The following is a 17,066-nucleotide window of genomic DNA, read 5'->3' as shown; positions in this document are numbered from 1 at the left end:
CCATGAACATAGCTCTCGCTGCTGAGCAAGCTGGAATCATTTTTGATTTCAGCTTGTTTTTTAAAAACTGTTTCTTTTTGAGAAAAATTCTAGCTTTTTTATTAATAAAGTACAATTTAGCAAGGAAAAAGATTAAAATAGCAATTATATGAAAAATTAATTGTTAAGGTTGGATGAAATAATGAAAAAAACTAAGTATCAATTAGTTGCTGAAGAAATTCGACAACGGATCATCAAGGGAACTTATCAAGCAAAACAATTTATGCCTGATCAAAATGCACTGGCTAAAGAATTTGATGTTAGTCGCTTAACAATAAAGAAGGCGCTCGATACATTGGCTCGTGAAGGTTTGATCTATAAACAATCAGGTTTGGGAACAATTGTTTTGGGGATGATCCCCATCAAAGCGGCAAATGATTCACCAGCAAATGCCTTTGACGGGATGAGCAAACAACATGTTGGCGAAAAAATCGAAAGCAAAATTATTTCATTTGAAGTCCATTTTCCTGATAAAGATCTACAGGCTAAACTTGATATTGCAAAAGATGAACCGGTTTATGAAATTGAGCGATTACGGATATTAAATGGAGATCCGTTAATTTTGGAACATACTTTTATGCCGGTTAAGTTAGTGCCGGGTCTTAATGAAGATATCATGCATCAATCAATTTATGACTATTTGCACCATAAGCTACATTTGAAGTTTGGTGGGGCTTACCGAAAAATTCGTGCAAGTTTACCAGATGAACTCGACATTAAATATTTAAATGCCCAAAAAATAGATCCTATCTTAGAATTTGAAGAGATTGTTTGGTTGAACAACGGTGAAAATATTGAATATTCAACTAGTCGTAATCGTTATGATAAACGCAGCTACACAGTTTTAGACGTCAATAATTTTTAAATGAAATAGTAAGGAAACAAAATTTGTTTTATCAAGATGCCGCTTAAGTTTTTTTGATTTATCAAATTGATTTCACGGTTTTGCGATAAATGAAAAATATTCAGAATAAGTAATTATAAGTAAGTTCAACTGAAAACCAAGCAAATAATCTTGACATTCACTATGGCTTAACTTACTATTAACCCATAACATTAGGCGTTGATGAGAAGAGTAAGTTTTTGGCGAGAGAGGTAGCGACCGCTGATAGTGAAAGGGCGGCTTTCAAAAGGAACTGAAGATGAGCTCGAAGCTGTAGTCAGGTGCAAGCTTGACTACCGGGAACACCCGTTATAGTGTGCGAGTATATCCTTTTTGGCTGTACTTAAGAGGTATTATTTGCGAAAATAATACAAATTCGGGTGGTACCGCGTATTTTACGTCCCTCCATGTTTTTTAACATGGGGGGATTTTTTTGTAAGGAGTGAATAATATTGAACAAAAATTCAGTAATTTCAATTCTGGTGCTTAATTTAATGCCAGATAAAGCTAAAACACAGCAACATTTAACAAGTCTTTTTACAAAAAGCGGTTTAACGATTAAAGCAACTTTTTGTTATCCGGCAACTCATCGGTTTCGAACTAAGAAATCATTAATTGATATTAAGGAATATGTTAGTTTTCCAGAAGTAAAAGCGGCTGATTTTGATGGCTTGATTGTAACCGGAGCAGCGATTGAGCAGTTGCCGTTTGAAGCGATTGATTATTGGCAGGAACTATGTGAGATTTTTAATTGGGCGCAAACTCATTGCCGAAAAGTTTTGACAATCTGCTGGGCTGCACAAGCAGGAATGTATTATTTTGGTGGGGTAGAAAAACATTTGTTGAATAAAAAAGTTTTTGGAATTTACCCAGCGGTTACACGAACAGTCCATCCGCTGCTTAATGGCTTTAGTCAGCAAATTATTTTACCATTTTCGCGCTATACAACAAATTATATCGCAGAAGTAGCAGCATCTCCGCTCAAAGTGTTAGCTGATTCAGCTGAGGCGGGACCAGCGATTTGTGCAACCACAGATGATCATAACTACTTTGTTACTGGTCATCCTGAATATCAGTTGACAACTTTATTAGAAGAATATCAGCGGGATCAACAGCGACAGCAAATAATTGCTCCACCAGAAAATTATTTCATAAACGATAATACGGCAATTATTAATTCAGCGTGGCTGCCGCAAACTCAACAATTATTCAAAAATTGGTTTGGATTATTGGAGCAGGCTAAAGTCTGTTAAAGTGTTTTTAAGTGTTTTTAAGGGAAAATCATAATTTATCGGTGAAAAGGGCTTACAAAATGATGAAAAGCATTGTATAATGAATGCAGTTACAAATTATAAAGGAGAGATTCCAATGGCACATATTTCTTTTGATAGCTCTAACCTCGAAAAATTTGTTCATGATAACGAACTTAGTGAAATGCAGGCAATGGTAACCGCCGCTGATACAGAATTGCGGGAAGGTACTGGTGCCGGTAAAGATTTTCGTGGTTTTTTAAATTTACCAGTAGATTATGATAAAACTGAATTTGATCGCATCAAAAAAGCTGCTAAAAAAATTCAAGCTGATTCTGATGTCTTAGTTGTAATCGGTATTGGAGGTTCTTATTTAGGTGCCCGTGCTGCAATTGAATTTTTGCATCATAATTTCTTTAATTTATTACCAGCTGAAAAACGCAATGCACCTCAGATTTTCTTTGCTGGCAATTCAATCAGCTCATCTTATGTTTATGATTTATTAGATTTGATTGGTGACAAAGATTTTTCTGTTAATGTTATTTCTAAATCAGGAACAACGACTGAACCATCAATTGCGTTTAGAATTTTCAAAGAAAAATTGCTTAAAAAATATGGCACAGCTGGTGCAAAAGAAAGAATTTATGCAACAACTGATAAGGCGCGTGGTGCCCTTAAATCTGAAGCAGATGCCGAAGGATATGAAGCATTCGTCATTCCTGATGATGTCGGTGGTCGTTTCTCAGTATTATCTCCAGTAGGTTTATTGCCGATCGCAGCTTCTGGTGCAGATATTGATAAATTGATGCAAGGGGCAGCAGATGCACGTGATGCATATAGTGATGCTGATTTGAACAAAAATGAAGCTTATCAGTATGCAGCTTTGCGTAATATTTTGTACCGCAAGGGCTATACCACTGAAATTTTGGAAAATTATGAACCATCACTCCAGTATTTTGGTGAATGGTGGAAACAATTGATGGGTGAATCTGAAGGTAAGGATCAAAAGGGAATTTATCCTTCTTCAGCTAACTTTTCAACTGATTTGCATTCATTAGGTCAGTATATTCAAGAAGGCCGCCGCAATTTGATGGAAACAGTTATCAAAGTTGGTCAGCCAAAACATGATGTTGAAATTCCTAAAGAAAAAGAAAACTTAGATGGTTTAGCTTACCTTGAAGGCAAATCAATGGATTTTGTCAATACTAAAGCATTCCAAGGTGTTGTATTAGCGCATACGGATGGCAATGTGCCGAATATGATCGTTAATATTCCTGATCGAACAGCTTATACATTGGGATACACAATTTATTTCTTCGAAGCAGCTGTTGCAGTTTCAGGTTACTTAAATGGTATTAATCCATTTAATCAGCCAGGTGTTGAAGCTTATAAACACAACATGTTTGCTTTGCTGAACCGTCCTGGTTTTGAAGAACTCAGCAAGCAGCTTAATGGTCGCTTAAACAAATAATTAGATTTGAATTTAGTATAGAGAAGGCACTGTGAGGTGTCTTTTTTATTTTGCAATCTTGTTTGAAATGATTTTAGTGTTAAGATTGTTATTAATTAAATTACTGATTGGAAGGGGTAGAAAATTGTCACACAAAGATCGGTTATTTTTGAAAATATTTGCGGGGGCTGCGATCGGCTCTTTTGTTTTTAGTGAATATTTATTTAAGATGGCATTTGGCCGTGTGAATGAAGTTCCGGAAACATCTAAAGAAAAGCAAAAGTATGCTGACAGCTATTGGGATTTTGTTGATTGGTTTAAAAAAATCAATAAAGAGCACTGGACGTTTACTTTAACTGGTGAATCAGAACAGATGTCAGCGTATTTTATCCCAGCTGCCGATCCGCAAACAAAAAAAGTAGTGGTTATTTCACATGGATATAAGGGTAATGGTGAAACAATGGCAAACTTTGCCAAGATGTTTTATGACCTTGGTTTCAATATTTTATTGCCTGACGATCGAGCTCACGGTGAAAGTGCTGGTAAATATATTAGTTTTGGCTGGCTGGATCGGTTGGATTATTTACACTGGTTAACTAAGATTATCCAGCGAGTTGGTGAAGAAGCTCAGATCGTATTGTTCGGAGTCAGCATGGGAGCTTCAACAGTTGAGATGCTCAGTGGTGAAAAATTACCTCCGCAAGTTAAATGTCTGATCGCTGATTGTGGTTATTCAAGTATTAACCAAGAAATGACATACCTATTAAAGCATCAATACCATCTGCCCAAATATCCATTTTACCCGTTAGTTAGTACGATCAACCATCATCGCTTAGGATACTATTTAGGGGATGTGTCAGCAACTGAACAGTTACAAAAAAATAAATTACCGATCTTTTTTATTCATGGAGAAAAAGATAGTTATGTTCCAAGTGAAATGGCTTTGAAAAATTTTCAAGCTACAACTGCACCAAAGGAACTTTGGATCGTCAAAAATGCTACGCATGCTGAAAGCTATTGGATCGATCCTAAAACTTACCAACAACGAGTTACAGCGTTTTTGAATAAGTATTTTTATCACAAAGCAAAGTGAGGAGGGATTTCCTTAATGAAAATAATTGATGGTCATACTCATACAGAACTGTGTCCCCATGGTAGTGGTGAGAAAACAGCAGCCATGATTGAACGAGCAATTAAATTAGGATTTGATAAGTATTGCATAACCGAACATGCTCCTTTGCCACGACGTTTTGTGAAAGATTACCGTGGTGATCCGGCGGGCTTGACAACTGCTTCATTAACTTGGAATCAGTTGGATGACTATTTCCGTTTAACTGATAAATTAAAGCAGCAGTATGGGTCACAAATAGAAATTTCAGTTGGTTTTGAAGTGGATTACCTACCAGGTTATGAGTCAGAGATTCGCGATTTTCTTGATCAAGTTGGTTCGAAAACAGAACAAAATATTCTTTCGATCCATTTTATGCCTGGGAAAGATCATGGCCTGTGGTGTGTTGATTATACAACGGAGGATTTTGCGGCTGGCTTTTCACAATGGCTCGCGCATCCACAGGAACTCTATCGGCAATATTTTCAACTGGTTTTGCAAGAAGTGACAGCTGATTTAGGAAAATTCCGTCCACAGCGGTTGGGACATTTTAATTTAATTCAAAAATATCAAGATTATTTTCAGTTGCCAGCAGAATTTGATCAAACCAATTTAGAATTATTGAAAAAAATTCTCGTAATAATTAAACAGCAGCAACGAGAATTGGATTTTAATACTGCTGGTCTATATAAACCTTATTGTAACGAATTTTATCCTGGAAAACAGATTACTGGTTTAGCAAAAAAGTTGGAAATCCCGTTGGTTTTCGGATCTGATGCTCATGCTATCAATGAAGTGGGTCGCGGTTGGCATTTATGGAGCAGCTTCAATAATTAGAAATTAATTAATAGTTTTAGGTTGACAAGCAAAAAACCAAAGTGTATGCTAATTACAAATTAGTTGATTTCTAATTATTGTCTAATAATGATGAACAGAAGAGTAGCTGGCAATAGCTTGCACAGAGAGTTTCCGAAACTGAAAAAGGAAATCAAGTCTGACAGCGAAACACATCTGGGAATTGACCAGCTGAAAGACAGTAAGCTGGTTCCGGTCGGGACCGTTATCCTAGCTGATTAAAATAGCAATGAGGCTTATTTTGAAAAAAATAAGTAAATTGAGGTGGAACCACGTTTGAACGTCCTCTTGGCAAAATGCCAAGGGGACTTTTTTGTTAGGAGGGAAAAATCAGTGCATAAGGTTAACTTACCGCTGGGAACCAGAGATGAATTTGGCATCCGTGCCCGGCGCAAAACTAAATTGATCAATTTGATCGAAGAAGAATTACAAGCACGACACTATATGAAAGTTGCTACACCTTTGTTGGAATACCAAGAAGTTTTTGCCGATTTTGATTTGAAACAATTGCGAACCTATCAGTTATTAGATCACAATAATGAAACAGTTGTGTTACGACCGGATCTGACTTTGCCAATTGCGCGATTTTTATCGGCTAATAATTTGAAATTACCGCAGAAATTTTATTACGTTGGAGATCATTTTAAGATTGCACCACCCCTTTCAGGCAGATACAATCAACTCACGCAAGCGGGAGTTGAAATGGTCGGTTACGCTTCTAATAAAGCTGAATGTGAGTGCTTGCTGCTGATCAATCGTTTGAGTCACTGCTTACGTTTGAATAAGATCCAGTTGGAACTTGGTGATGCGCGATTTGCTGATAGTGTTTTAGCAGCAATTACTTCCAATGAAAAATTGAAAACGCAAATTAAAGAGGCACTTTACCAAAAAAATCTGCCTCATTATCAGCAATTGATTGCGCCATTTGCTTCGCAAGCGGTAGCTCCGTTTTTAAAAATCTGGCCGCGATTGTTTGGCAGTTTTGAACAGGTTTATCAACAATTGACAGCAGTTGAATTACCTGATGCAGCTAATGAGATTTTTCGCGAAATTACTCAGTTTGCTGTTTGGGCGCAAAAACTGCCAGACCAGCAAATAATGTTGGATCTAAGTACAGCACCGCCGCAAGCATATTATACAGGACTGACTTTTAAGGTGTTTATGCAGGACATACCTGATTATTTATTCAGTGGCGGTCGATATGATAAATTGCTGAAAAACTTTCAAGCACAATTGGAACCGGCTGTGGGTATGGGAATTGATATTGATTTGTTAGTTGATCAAAAAACCTTGATTACTACTGATGAAAAACATGATCTGCTGTTTTTTGAACCGGAACAACTAGCCCAAGTGGCTAAGATTTGTCAAACATACCCAGAATTAGAATTGAGTTTGGCTGATGATTTACGTCATGCGCAACGAAATGCGAGAAATTCACAGGTTAAACTTTACCGTTTGACCGCTAAAGGAGAATTAGAAGATGCCACTTAAAATTGCTTTAACTAAAGGAAGAGTTGAACGTCAGGTTTTACCGTTGCTGGAAGCTGCGGGAATTGATTGCTCATTATTAAAACAGAAAAATCGCAAATTAATTATAAATACGAGCGATGGCAATTTTCAGTTTATTTTGGCCAAGGGACCTGATGTAACAACTTATTTGAATGCGGGGGCGGTCGATGTTGGAATTGTTGGCAGTGATATTTTGACAGAACAGCGTAACCAGCAAGCTGAACTATTGGATCTGCAAGTAGGGTGTTGTCAATTTGTTTTAGCTTCAACGAATAATTTTAACCTTAATCAACCTGGTCGAAAGGTAATCGGGACTAAATACCCGTTGATTACGCAGCGTTATTTTGAAACTTTGGGTCGCGATGTTGAAATTATCAAAATTGAGGGATCAGTTGAATTAGCTCCTCTAATCGGCTTAGCAGATGCGATTGTTGATATTACTGAGACAGGCAGCACGCTGCGGGAGAATAATTTATATGTTTATGATTATTTAGACTTAGTATCAACTAGGCTGGTAGCTAATCGGATGTCTTTAAAACAACATGCTGCGGAAATTTTTACTTTAGTTGATCAATTAGCTGAAGTTGTGCAACTAACAACTGATCAGCGTCAAAATCAAGGGAGCGGAGTTAAATGAAAATTTACCAAGAATCACTAACAAAAATGAAACAAGTTGTCAAAAATTATACTCAGCAAACATCGGATTTTACAATTGAACAGCAAGTTAGAGAAATCATTGAAAATGTACGAAAAAGACAAGATCAGGCATTAAAAGAGTATGAATTGAAATTTGATCAGACGGCGATTGAAAATTTTGCCGTTCCAGCAACTGAAATACAACAAGCTTTACAGAAAATTTCTCCTGAATTACGTCAGGCGCTTGAGCATGCGAAAAAAAATATTGTTAGTTTTCATGAAAAAGAATTGACTTCCGGTTTTATTGACACGGCTGTTCCCGGAATTATCCGTGGTCAAAAAGTAACACCATTGCAACGAGTTGGAATTTATGTTCCGGGCGGCACAGCAGCCTATCCATCTACAATTTTAATGAGCGCATTGCCTGCCAAGATTGCCGGAGTTGACCAAGTAATTATGGTTACACCACCACAAAAAAAAGGAATTGCGCCAGCTGTTTTAGCAGCGGCAGCGATTGCCGGTGTTGATGCAGTTTATCAAGTTGGTGGAGCGCAAGCGATTGCCGCTTTGGCTTATGGAACTGAATCAATTCCAGCGGTTAATAAGATTGTTGGACCGGGAAATATTTATGTAGCAACTGCCAAAAAGCAAGTCTTTGGTCAAGTTGCGATCGATATGGTTGCCGGGCCATCGGAAATTGGCATTTTAGCAGACGATACTGCTGATGCAGCTGAATTGGCAGCTGATTTGTTATCGCAAGCAGAACATGACCGGCGTGCACGACCAATGCTGATTACTGATAGTTTGACTTTAGCTCAAAAAGTTAGTCAACAAGTTGATCAACAGCTGGTTAACTTGCCGCGACGAGCAATTGCCCAAGCGGCTGTCGAAGATCGCGGCTTTATTGCTGTCATGGAATCAGTTCCAGAAATGTTTACTTTGATGAATGAAGTTGCACCGGAACATTTGGAAATTCAACTGGCTGATCCAAGCCAATATTTAAGTTATATCCGTAATGCCGGTTCAGTATTTCTTGGCCGCTATGCTTCAGAACCATTAGGCGATTATTTGGCTGGACCAAATCACGTTTTACCTACTGGCGGGACAGCTAAGTTTTCTTCCCCACTAGGAGTATACGATTTTGTTAAGAAGACTTCATTTATTCAATTCTCTAAGACAGCCTTGCAGGCTGATTTGAGCGATATTACAGAATTAGCACGAACAGAAGGTTTGGAAGCTCACGCTCGTGCAGTGGAACAGCGGTTTGCAGCTGAAAGGAAGGGAAAATAATGCGAAGTGCAACAATTACGCGAAAAACGGCTGAAACACAGATTACCGTTAAGCTGGATCTGGATCAGCAAAACAAAATTGACATCAATACCGGAATCGGCTTTTTTGATCATATGCTAAACTTATTTGCCAAACATGGGCGGTTTGGTCTGACGGTTAAAGCACATGGTGATCTGGAAGTTGATCCGCATCATACGGTCGAAGATACTGGAATTGTTTTAGGTGAATGCTTTAAGCAGGCATTGGGTGATAAAAAACAAATTGAGCGTTATGGAACAGCTTTTGTTCCCATGGATGAAACTTTGGGGCGGGTCTGTGTTGATTTAAGCGGACGAGCTTACTTGGTATTTCAAGCTGAATTGACTAATCCGCGCCTTGGCAGTTTTGAAACAGAAACCACGGAGGATTTCTTTCAGGCTTTTGCTTTCAGCAATCAGATGAACTTACACGCTACGATTCTTTATGGGCGCAATACACATCATAAAATTGAAAGCTTATTTAAAGCACTGGGGCGTGCAATGCGGACAGCGGTAACAATTAATCCAGAAATCAAAGGAGTTAATTCGACAAAGGGCGTGATTTAAATGCTGGCAATTATTGACTATGATGCAGGTAATACTTATAACTTAAAAAAAGCGTTTGATTATCTGAAAATTCCGACTGTTTTGACTGCTGATCCTCAGCAAATAAAAACCAGCGATGGTTTGATTTTACCGGGTGTCGGAGCTTTTGCACCAGCAATGGCTACGCTGCAGCAGCGCGGTTTAGCAGATCTAGTCAAACAAGAAGCCCTGGCTGGTAAGCCATTATTGGGAATTTGTTTGGGGATGCAATTATTATTTGATAGTTCAACCGAATATGGTAAGCATGCCGGATTAGGACTGATTCCCGGTCAAGTGGTAGCTTTTCCTGAGAAACCCGGCTATAAAATTCCCCAAATGGGTTGGAATCAAAATCAATTGCGGCAAAAAAATTCTGATTTTGCTTTTCTAGCAAATGAATATACTTATTTTGTTCATTCGTACTATGCCAAGTGTGAAGCTGAGTACGTCGTAACAGCTGTTGATTATATGGTTCAAGTCCCAGCTCTGGTTCAACGGCAGCAAATTTATGGCACACAATTTCATCCCGAAAAAAGTGGTGCAGTTGGTTTGCAGGTATTGCAAACTTTCGCACAAAAGGTGGTGGGTAAATGATTTTTCCAGCAATAGATTTGCAAAATGGGCAAAGTGTTCGTTTATTTCAAGGTGATTTTAATCAGCGGACGTTGATTGATCAAAGCCCGGCAACCCAAGCACGCCGTTTTGAAGCAGCGCGAGTTGGTTGTTTGCATTTAGTTGATTTGGATGGAGCTAAGACTGGCAAACCACAAAATGCGGCAGTAATTACTAGTATTCGGCAAGCTTTCAGTGGACTACTGGAACTTGGTGGTGGTATTCGAGATTTAACAACGGTCGCCTATTATTTAAATTTGGGAATTGATCGCGTCATTATTGGTTCGGCAGTCCTCAGTGATCCTGAGTTTGTCAAAGCCGCTTTGAAAAAATATGGTGCGGCTAAAATCGTAATAGGGATCGATGGACAGAATGGACAGGTTGCAGTCAATGGCTGGCTGGAACAAACACAAACTAAAATGGCAGCATTAATCGGTCAGGTGGCAGCCGCTGGAGCAAAAATTTTTGTCGTAACCGATGTTAGTCGTGATGGTACATTGCAGGGGCCAAATCTTAAGTTACTAACTGAGCTGCAGCAGCAATTCAAAGATTGTACGATTGTTGCCTCTGGTGGTATTCGGGATTTAGCTGATATTAGACAATTGCGGCAGCACCAAATTCAAAATGCGATTGTCGGGAAAGCTTTATTTACTGGTAGCATTACATTAAAAGAGATCGCCGAGGTGAATGCTGATGTTGGCTAAACGAATCATTCCGTGCCTGGATGTTGATCAGGGACGAGTCAAAAAAGGAATAAATTTTGTTAATTTGACCGATGTTGGTGATCCAGCCCAAATTGCTGCCGAGTATCAGCGGCAAGGAGCGGATGAATTAGTTTTCTTAGATATAACTGCAACTAATCAACAGCGAAAAACAATGGTTGATGTGGTTGAACAGGTTTCCCGTCAAGTTTTTATGCCGTTGACTGTTGGCGGTGGAATTACCTCAATTACCGAGATCCAAGCCTTGCTTAAAGCGGGGGCTGATAAAGTTTCTTTAAATTCGGCGGCGGTTGCTGATCCAGGCTTGATTACAGCCGGAGCAAAGAAGTTCGGCAATCAATGCATTGTAGTTGCTATTGATGTTAAAACCGATCCCAGCAGTGGCAAACAGTTGGTCTACACTCATGGCGGTCAGCAAAAAACCTCTCTTGAAGCAGTTGCCTGGGCAAAACAGGTGGTTGCTTTAGGGGCGGGAGAATTGTTAGTTACCAGTATGGATCAAGATGGAACCAAAGCTGGTTTTGCAATTGATTTGTATCGGCAATTGGGTGCGGCCGTAGATGTGCCAATTATTGCTTCCGGTGGAGCTGGTAGCTTGCAAGATTTTGTTGATGTTTTTCAATCGGCTGATGTTGCAGGAGCATTAGCAGCTTCTGTCTTTCATTATCATGAGTTAACGATTGCTCAAGTTAAGTCGACACTTAGACAAGCAGGGGTGAATGTACGATGATTAAACCGGATTTTTCAAAAGGATTATTAACGACAGTAGTGGTTGATCAGGCAACAAATGATGTATTAATGGTTGCTTGGATGAATCAGACCAGTTATCAAAAAACATTGGCAACCGGTCAGACTTGGTTTTGGTCGCGTTCCCGTCAAGAGTTGTGGCACAAAGGCGCAACTAGTGGAAATACGCAGCAAGTCGTGGAAATGGTGTTGGATTGTGATCAAGATACCTTGCTGGTAAAAGTGATTCCAGCAGGACCGGCTTGCCATACGGGTCATCGCAGTTGCTTTTTCAATCAAGTCAAGAAATTTTCAAAGGGAGTTAATTAATTATGAAACAAGAAATTGATGAATTATATCAAGCAGTTTTAGAACGTCAAAAAAATCCAGTTAAGGGATCGTATACCGATTATTTATTTGATAAGGGCTTGGATAAGATTTTAAAAAAAGTTGGTGAAGAGTCAACCGAAGTGATCGTTGCCGCCAAAAATCCTGATAAAAGTGAAATAGTCTATGAAACGGCTGATCTTTTGTATCATTTAATGGTTTTGTTGGTAGAACAAGGAGTTACCTTTGACCAAATCAAAGAAGAATTAGGAAAACGAGAGGGGTTGATGAGTAAGACCCAAGAAAGACGTGAAATTAAAAAACTATAGTTACGATAAAGCCAAGGAGTGATTTAATGAAAGAACAGATTAAAAAACTTGCTAATTATATTCCCGAAGAACCGTTAGCTAGCGTTAAACAACGTTTGGGGTTAAAAAAATTGGTTCGGCTGTCAGCCAATGAGAATCCCTTTGGTACGTCTGACAAAGTTGAAGCTGCCGTTAAGAACTGGAATTTTGCTGAGGGTAATCGTTATCCAGATGGTGATGCGACTGATTTACGGCGCGCAGTAGCAGAAAAATTACAGGTTTCGCAGGCACAATTAGTCTTTGGAGTTGGATTGGACGAAATTATTACCATGATTTCACGAATCTTTTTACAGCCAGGTGATCAAGTAATTCAAACTAGTCCAACTTTTTCAGAATATGCTCTACATGCTCAGATTGAAGGAGCTCAAGTTATTGATGTGCCCTGTGATCCAACCACTGGTAAACATGATTTACCAGCACTATTAGCACAAATTACTGATAAAACACGCTTGATCTGGGTCTGCAATCCTAATAACCCAACTGGGGCTTATACTTCGGTTGCTGATTTAACGAAATTCTTAGCTGAGGTTCCACCAGAAGTTTTGGTAGTGATTGACGAAGCTTATATTGACTATGTAACTCAAAATTCGGCTCCCAGTGCAATTCCGTTGGTTCAACAATTTTCTAATGCGGTTGTGCTGCGGACTTTTTCAAAAGCTTATGGTCTTGCCAACTATCGTGTTGGCTACGCATATGCTGATCCGAAAATAGTCAGTTATTTGCAGTCTGTTCGTTTACCGTATAATTTGAATTCTTTGACGCAAACTGCTGCATTGGCAGCTTTAGCTGATCAAAGTTTTGTAGCGTCTTCAGTCAGTCAAACAGCAAAAGAACGGGAAAATTGGGCAAACTTTTTCCAAGAACAGCAGATTAAATTTTTCCCTAGTCAAGCGAACTTTATGTTCTTTTATTATCCGGGAGCGTTGTCTTTAGCTGACTACTTGCTGCATCATGGTTTTCAACTGCGGAAGGGCTTGCAACAAGATTGGTTGCGGTTAACTATCAGTGGTGCTGCCGAAGGAGCTGAATTACGAAAATTAATGTTAAACTATCGCAAATGACCAGTTTTTTGATCTTTTAGCATACGAAACTGCTGAATTGTCTGTTACAATAGCAATAGGAAGCAGATGATTGAATTAACTTCAGATGAGGTGAAAAAATGGCAGTTAAAATTAAATATGGTGTTATTGGATCAGAAGCTGAAGTCGCTGAATTAGCAGCTGCATTGGCGGCAAGTCAGACGGGAAAATTGGCAGGAATTGTCGGTAATAGTTCAACAGCGGCTACATTAGTTGCTCAAGATCCGCAAATTAAAATTTATTCAAATGAACAGGCTTTGCTGCAATCGGATCTTGATGTAATTTATTTGGCAGAAGTGCAGCAACCACGTTTTGAAATTGCTAAACAAGCTTTATTAAATGGCAAGCACTTATTATTGAAAAAACCGTTGACCCGACATTTTGTCGGAGCCAGTGAATTATATCGGTTGGCAAAGCAGCAACAACGATTGGTGGTTGAAAATCAGGCTCCCTTATTTTCACCGATTATTGCCAAGGTTAAAGAACTCTTAGCTGCTGATCAAATTGGTCAAATTAAATTTATTGATGTCAAATGTTATTTAACTGATGTCCCGGCTAACTTTAGTGATCTCTCGGCGGGTGGAGGAGCTTTGTTTAACGGTGGTCCAGTTATTCTAGGGATGATTCAATCACTAACTGGAAATAAAATTGCTAATTGGAATGGTTTTGAAATTAATCAAATTGGTCAAGCAGATTTACAGTGCAATTTAGCTTTGACAGCAGGGGATGTTTTGGCGAATGTCATGATTACGGCTAACTTCCCGGTTAAAACTAATTTAACAATTTATGGTACCAAGGGAACTATTCGCTTACCAGAATTTGATCAGCAAACAGATACAGCTATTTTAGAAAATGCTAGTGGCAGTCAACGATTTGTGATTGAAAATCAGCGTGGTAATTTGTATTATGCTATTGAACATGTCAGTGATTGTCTGCAGCATAAAATGATTATTAGTCCGGTAGTTTCACCTGAATCGGCTTTAACTGGAATTAAAGTAATTGATTCTTTGTACCAGCGCTGGTATGGTGATCCGTTAAATTAATTTATTTTTAATAAAAATCAACTATAATGCACTTATGCTGATAGTTGATTTTTGTTGTAATAGTTGGTTTAATACTGCAAATACTCTAAAATAAGAACAGCAGTACAAGGAGGTTTACGATAGTGATTGCCAAATCAGTCGAACATTTGTTGAATCAACGTCAAGATCATTTTTTGATCCCAGCTGAATTAGTTGCTAATGTTCAAGATACGAATCACCTTGATCATGCTTTTTTAGTTTTGACGAAGATTAAATATTCAAAAATTCCCGTTTTGGATAATCAGCAGCATTTTAAAGGCCTTTTGTCGTTAGCAATGCTGACTGAAACGATGCTGGGATTAAACGGAATTGATCCATCAACACTGGGACGACATCGGGTTGCCGATGTCATGCAAACAGATATCCCAACGATCCAATTGCCGTATGATGTAGAAGAAATACTGCATTTGCTGGTTGATCAACCTTTTTTAGTTGTTGTCAATCAAGATAATATTTTTACAGGAATTGTTACGCGACGTGAAATTATGAAGGGGATTAACTACTTGGCACATGAACTTGAAAAAGATTATGTTATTTCTCCGAAAACACAGCCAACGTTGAATACTGACAAATAAATTAAGGGAGTAAGATAAATAATGGTAAAACTTGATGCAAATGAAATAATCAAAACAATTGCAACCGCAAAAAAACAAACCCCGGTAAAGGTTTATTTAAAGGGTCAACTAGACCAAGTACAAGTTCCAGCTGACATTGAAGCTTATTTTGGCAATCAAGCAGGAGTCTTGTTTGGTGACTGGAAGGATGTTGAACCATTTTTGAAAGCCAACCAAGCAAAAATTACTGCTTATCATCTTGAAAATGACGGACGTAACACTGGTGTTCCATTGCTGGATAAGAAAAAGTTTAATGCGCGAATTGAACCGGGAGCGATTATTCGAGATCAAGTCGAGATCGGTGATAAAGCTGTTATTATGATGGGCGCAATTATTAATATTGGTGCTGAAATTGGTGATGGATCAATGATCGATATGGGAGCAGTTTTAGGTGGCCGAGCAATCGTTGGTAAAAATTGCCATATTGGTGCCGGAACAGTTTTGGCTGGTGTTGTTGAGCCACCGTCTGCACAACCGGTAGTAATTGAAGATAACGTTTTAATCGGTGCTAATGCAGTTGTTTTGGAAGGAGTCCATGTTGGTAAAGGAGCGGTTGTTGCTGCTGGCGCGGTTGTAGTTAAAGATGTTGCACCTGGAACGGTTGTTGCGGGAGTTCCAGCCCGTAAAATCAAAGATGCAGCCGATGTTGCAGCTGGAAAAACTGAGTTAGTTGATGATTTACGCAAACTTTAAAATATTTTAATTTGAAGAGAATGGAAATGATGATATGAGTTTAAGCGAAACCGAGTTAATTTCCTTGCGGCGTAAATTGCATCAAATTCCTGAAATTGGGATGGAAGAACATGAAACTCAGGCATTATTACTGCAAGTGATTCAAGCAATGCCACAAAAATGGCTAGAAATCAAAACTTGGAAAACGGCAATTATGGTGCATGTTAGTGGGCAAAAACATGACTATACAATTGGTTATCGTACTGATATTGATGCTTTGCCAGTAACTGAAGCAACAGGTTTGCCGTATGCATCTAAGCATCCGGGCAAAATGCATGCTTGCGGCCATGATATTCATATGACAGTAGCAATTGGCATCTTGAGTTACTTTGCGGAACATCAGCCAGCCACCGATCTAACCTTTATTTTTCAGCCAGCCGAAGAAAATGCCAGCGGTGGCAAACAGTTGTATGATGCTGGGGTTCTAGGTGATTGGCTACCGAATGAAATTTACGGCTTGCATGATAATCCGCAATTACCAGCAGGGACAATTGGTTGTCGGCAGGGGACTTTATTTGCCGGCACTTGTGAGATTCATGCCCATTTTATTGGGAAAAGCGGCCATGCAGCTTTTCCGCAAGCAGCCAATGATATGGTTGTCGCTGGTGCTGCTTTTGTTACGCAAATTCAAACAATTGTTAGCCGCAATGTTGATCCGATTCAATCTGGAGTTGTAACATTGGGACACTTTGCAGCTGGTACAACTGGAAATGTGATTGCCGGTAGCGCCCAAATTGATGGTACAATCAGAGCTTTGACACAAAAAAACAATTTAAAAATCCAACAGCGAGTTCGTAAAATCGCGGAGTCAATTGCTGCTGGGTTTGAATGCCGCTTGGAATTAGATTTGCATCAAGGCGGTTATTATCCAGTTGAGAATAATCCTCAAACAACGGCTTCATTTATCAGCTACATGAAGAATACACCTGAGGTAGATTATCAAACAACTCCTCCGGCAATGACTGGTGAAGATTTTGGTTATTTGTTAGCAAAGATTCCCGGGACAATGTTTTGGTTAGGTGTAGATAGTCCGTATTCACTGCATTCAGAACATTTAGCTCCTAATGAACAAGCAATTCAAAAGGGTGTTTCTGCGATGATTGGTTTTATTTTGCAGCGGCAAACAGAAATTAATTAAAAAAAGACTTGGATGCATCAGCAATAGATATCAATCTTTGTTGA

At 38.9% G+C, this 17,066-nt stretch carries 19 protein-coding genes and 1 other annotated feature; all 19 genes read left to right on the top strand.

The features are described 5' to 3' along the window. Positions 1-181 precede the first annotated feature (181 nt). The 19 genes from FC89_RS03340 to FC89_RS03250 all read left to right on the top strand — a co-directional run bounded on the left by FC89_RS03340 (position 182) and on the right by FC89_RS03250 (position 17,022). Complete coding sequence (locus tag FC89_RS03340; RefSeq protein ID WP_057871134.1) at positions 182-904, top strand: GntR family transcriptional regulator; 723 nt, start codon at positions 182-184, stop codon at positions 902-904. A 470-nt stretch (positions 905-1,374) separates the two neighbouring features. Next, on the top strand, positions 1,375-2,175 hold the full coding sequence (locus tag FC89_RS03335) for a homoserine O-acetyltransferase/O-succinyltransferase family protein (RefSeq protein ID WP_057871133.1): 801 nt from the start codon (positions 1,375-1,377) through the stop codon (positions 2,173-2,175). A gap of 115 nt (positions 2,176-2,290) precedes the next feature. Beyond that, positions 2,291-3,643, top strand: a complete 1,353-nt coding sequence (locus FC89_RS03330; RefSeq protein ID WP_057871132.1) for a glucose-6-phosphate isomerase — start codon at positions 2,291-2,293, stop codon at positions 3,641-3,643. 124 nt (positions 3,644-3,767) lie between these two features. Further along, on the top strand, positions 3,768-4,715 hold the full coding sequence (locus FC89_RS03325) for an alpha/beta hydrolase (RefSeq protein WP_057871131.1): 948 nt from the start codon (positions 3,768-3,770) through the stop codon (positions 4,713-4,715). Positions 4,716-4,730: 15 nt separating this feature from the next. Further along, complete coding sequence (gene hisJ, locus FC89_RS03320) at positions 4,731-5,567, top strand: histidinol-phosphatase HisJ (RefSeq protein ID WP_057871130.1); 837 nt, start codon at positions 4,731-4,733, stop codon at positions 5,565-5,567. 81 nt (positions 5,568-5,648) lie between these two features. Continuing rightward, positions 5,649-5,876 (top strand) — a binding site (T-box leader). 42 nt (positions 5,877-5,918) lie between these two features. Next, positions 5,919-7,076, top strand: a complete 1,158-nt coding sequence (locus tag FC89_RS03315; protein WP_057871129.1) for an ATP phosphoribosyltransferase regulatory subunit — start codon at positions 5,919-5,921, stop codon at positions 7,074-7,076. Continuing rightward, positions 7,066-7,731, top strand: coding sequence for an ATP phosphoribosyltransferase (hisG, locus tag FC89_RS03310; RefSeq protein ID WP_057871128.1), 666 nt, complete (start codon positions 7,066-7,068; stop codon positions 7,729-7,731). Before FC89_RS03315 ends, hisG begins: the two co-directional genes overlap by 11 nt. Beyond that, complete coding sequence (gene hisD / locus FC89_RS03305; RefSeq protein WP_057871127.1) at positions 7,728-9,020, top strand: histidinol dehydrogenase; 1,293 nt, start codon at positions 7,728-7,730, stop codon at positions 9,018-9,020. Before hisG ends, hisD begins: the two co-directional genes overlap by 4 nt. After that, entirely contained in the window at positions 9,020-9,604 is a 585-nt protein-coding gene (hisB, locus tag FC89_RS03300) for an imidazoleglycerol-phosphate dehydratase HisB (RefSeq protein WP_057871126.1), read from the top strand. Before hisD ends, hisB begins: the two co-directional genes overlap by 1 nt. Next, entirely contained in the window at positions 9,605-10,216 is a 612-nt protein-coding gene (gene hisH / locus FC89_RS03295; protein WP_057871125.1) for an imidazole glycerol phosphate synthase subunit HisH, read from the top strand. Next, on the top strand, positions 10,213-10,938 hold the full coding sequence (gene hisA / locus FC89_RS03290) for a 1-(5-phosphoribosyl)-5-[(5-phosphoribosylamino)methylideneamino]imidazole-4-carboxamide isomerase (protein WP_057871124.1): 726 nt from the start codon (positions 10,213-10,215) through the stop codon (positions 10,936-10,938). Before hisH ends, hisA begins: the two co-directional genes overlap by 4 nt. After that, the gene (hisF, locus tag FC89_RS03285) at positions 10,928-11,686 is read left to right on the top strand and encodes an imidazole glycerol phosphate synthase subunit HisF (protein WP_057871123.1); all 759 of its coding nucleotides are present in this window, start codon (positions 10,928-10,930) and stop codon (positions 11,684-11,686) included. The genes hisA and hisF overlap by 11 nt, the downstream gene beginning before the upstream one ends. Then, complete coding sequence (gene hisI / locus FC89_RS03280; RefSeq protein WP_083485399.1) at positions 11,686-12,012, top strand: phosphoribosyl-AMP cyclohydrolase; 327 nt, start codon at positions 11,686-11,688, stop codon at positions 12,010-12,012. The genes hisF and hisI overlap by 1 nt, the downstream gene beginning before the upstream one ends. Positions 12,013-12,014: 2 nt before the next feature. After that, positions 12,015-12,338, top strand: a complete 324-nt coding sequence (hisE, locus tag FC89_RS03275; RefSeq protein ID WP_057871121.1) for a phosphoribosyl-ATP diphosphatase — start codon at positions 12,015-12,017, stop codon at positions 12,336-12,338. 26 nt (positions 12,339-12,364) lie between these two features. Further along, positions 12,365-13,438 (top strand): histidinol-phosphate transaminase, encoded by a 1,074-nt coding sequence (gene hisC / locus FC89_RS03270; RefSeq protein ID WP_057871120.1) that lies wholly within the window; start codon positions 12,365-12,367, stop codon positions 13,436-13,438. A gap of 98 nt (positions 13,439-13,536) precedes the next feature. Next, on the top strand, positions 13,537-14,499 hold the full coding sequence (locus FC89_RS03265; RefSeq protein ID WP_057871119.1) for a Gfo/Idh/MocA family protein: 963 nt from the start codon (positions 13,537-13,539) through the stop codon (positions 14,497-14,499). Between the two features lie 122 nt (positions 14,500-14,621). Then, positions 14,622-15,113 (top strand): cyclic-di-AMP-binding protein CbpB, encoded by a 492-nt coding sequence (gene cbpB / locus FC89_RS03260; protein ID WP_057871118.1) that lies wholly within the window; start codon positions 14,622-14,624, stop codon positions 15,111-15,113. 21 nt (positions 15,114-15,134) lie between these two features. Continuing rightward, positions 15,135-15,845 carry a 2,3,4,5-tetrahydropyridine-2,6-dicarboxylate N-acetyltransferase gene (gene dapD, locus FC89_RS03255; RefSeq protein WP_057871117.1) on the top strand — a complete coding sequence of 237 codons (711 nt, stop codon included), beginning with the start codon at positions 15,135-15,137 and terminating at the stop codon, positions 15,843-15,845. A 34-nt stretch (positions 15,846-15,879) separates the two neighbouring features. After that, positions 15,880-17,022 carry an N-acetyldiaminopimelate deacetylase gene (locus tag FC89_RS03250; RefSeq protein WP_057871116.1) on the top strand — a complete coding sequence of 381 codons (1,143 nt, stop codon included), beginning with the start codon at positions 15,880-15,882 and terminating at the stop codon, positions 17,020-17,022. Positions 17,023-17,066: the final 44 nt, after the last annotated feature.

This window comes from Liquorilactobacillus ghanensis DSM 18630 (assembly GCF_001435235.1).
GTDB lineage: Bacteria > Bacillota > Bacilli > Lactobacillales > Lactobacillaceae > Liquorilactobacillus > Liquorilactobacillus ghanensis.
This window is presented reverse-complemented; position numbering and strand designations above follow the sequence as displayed.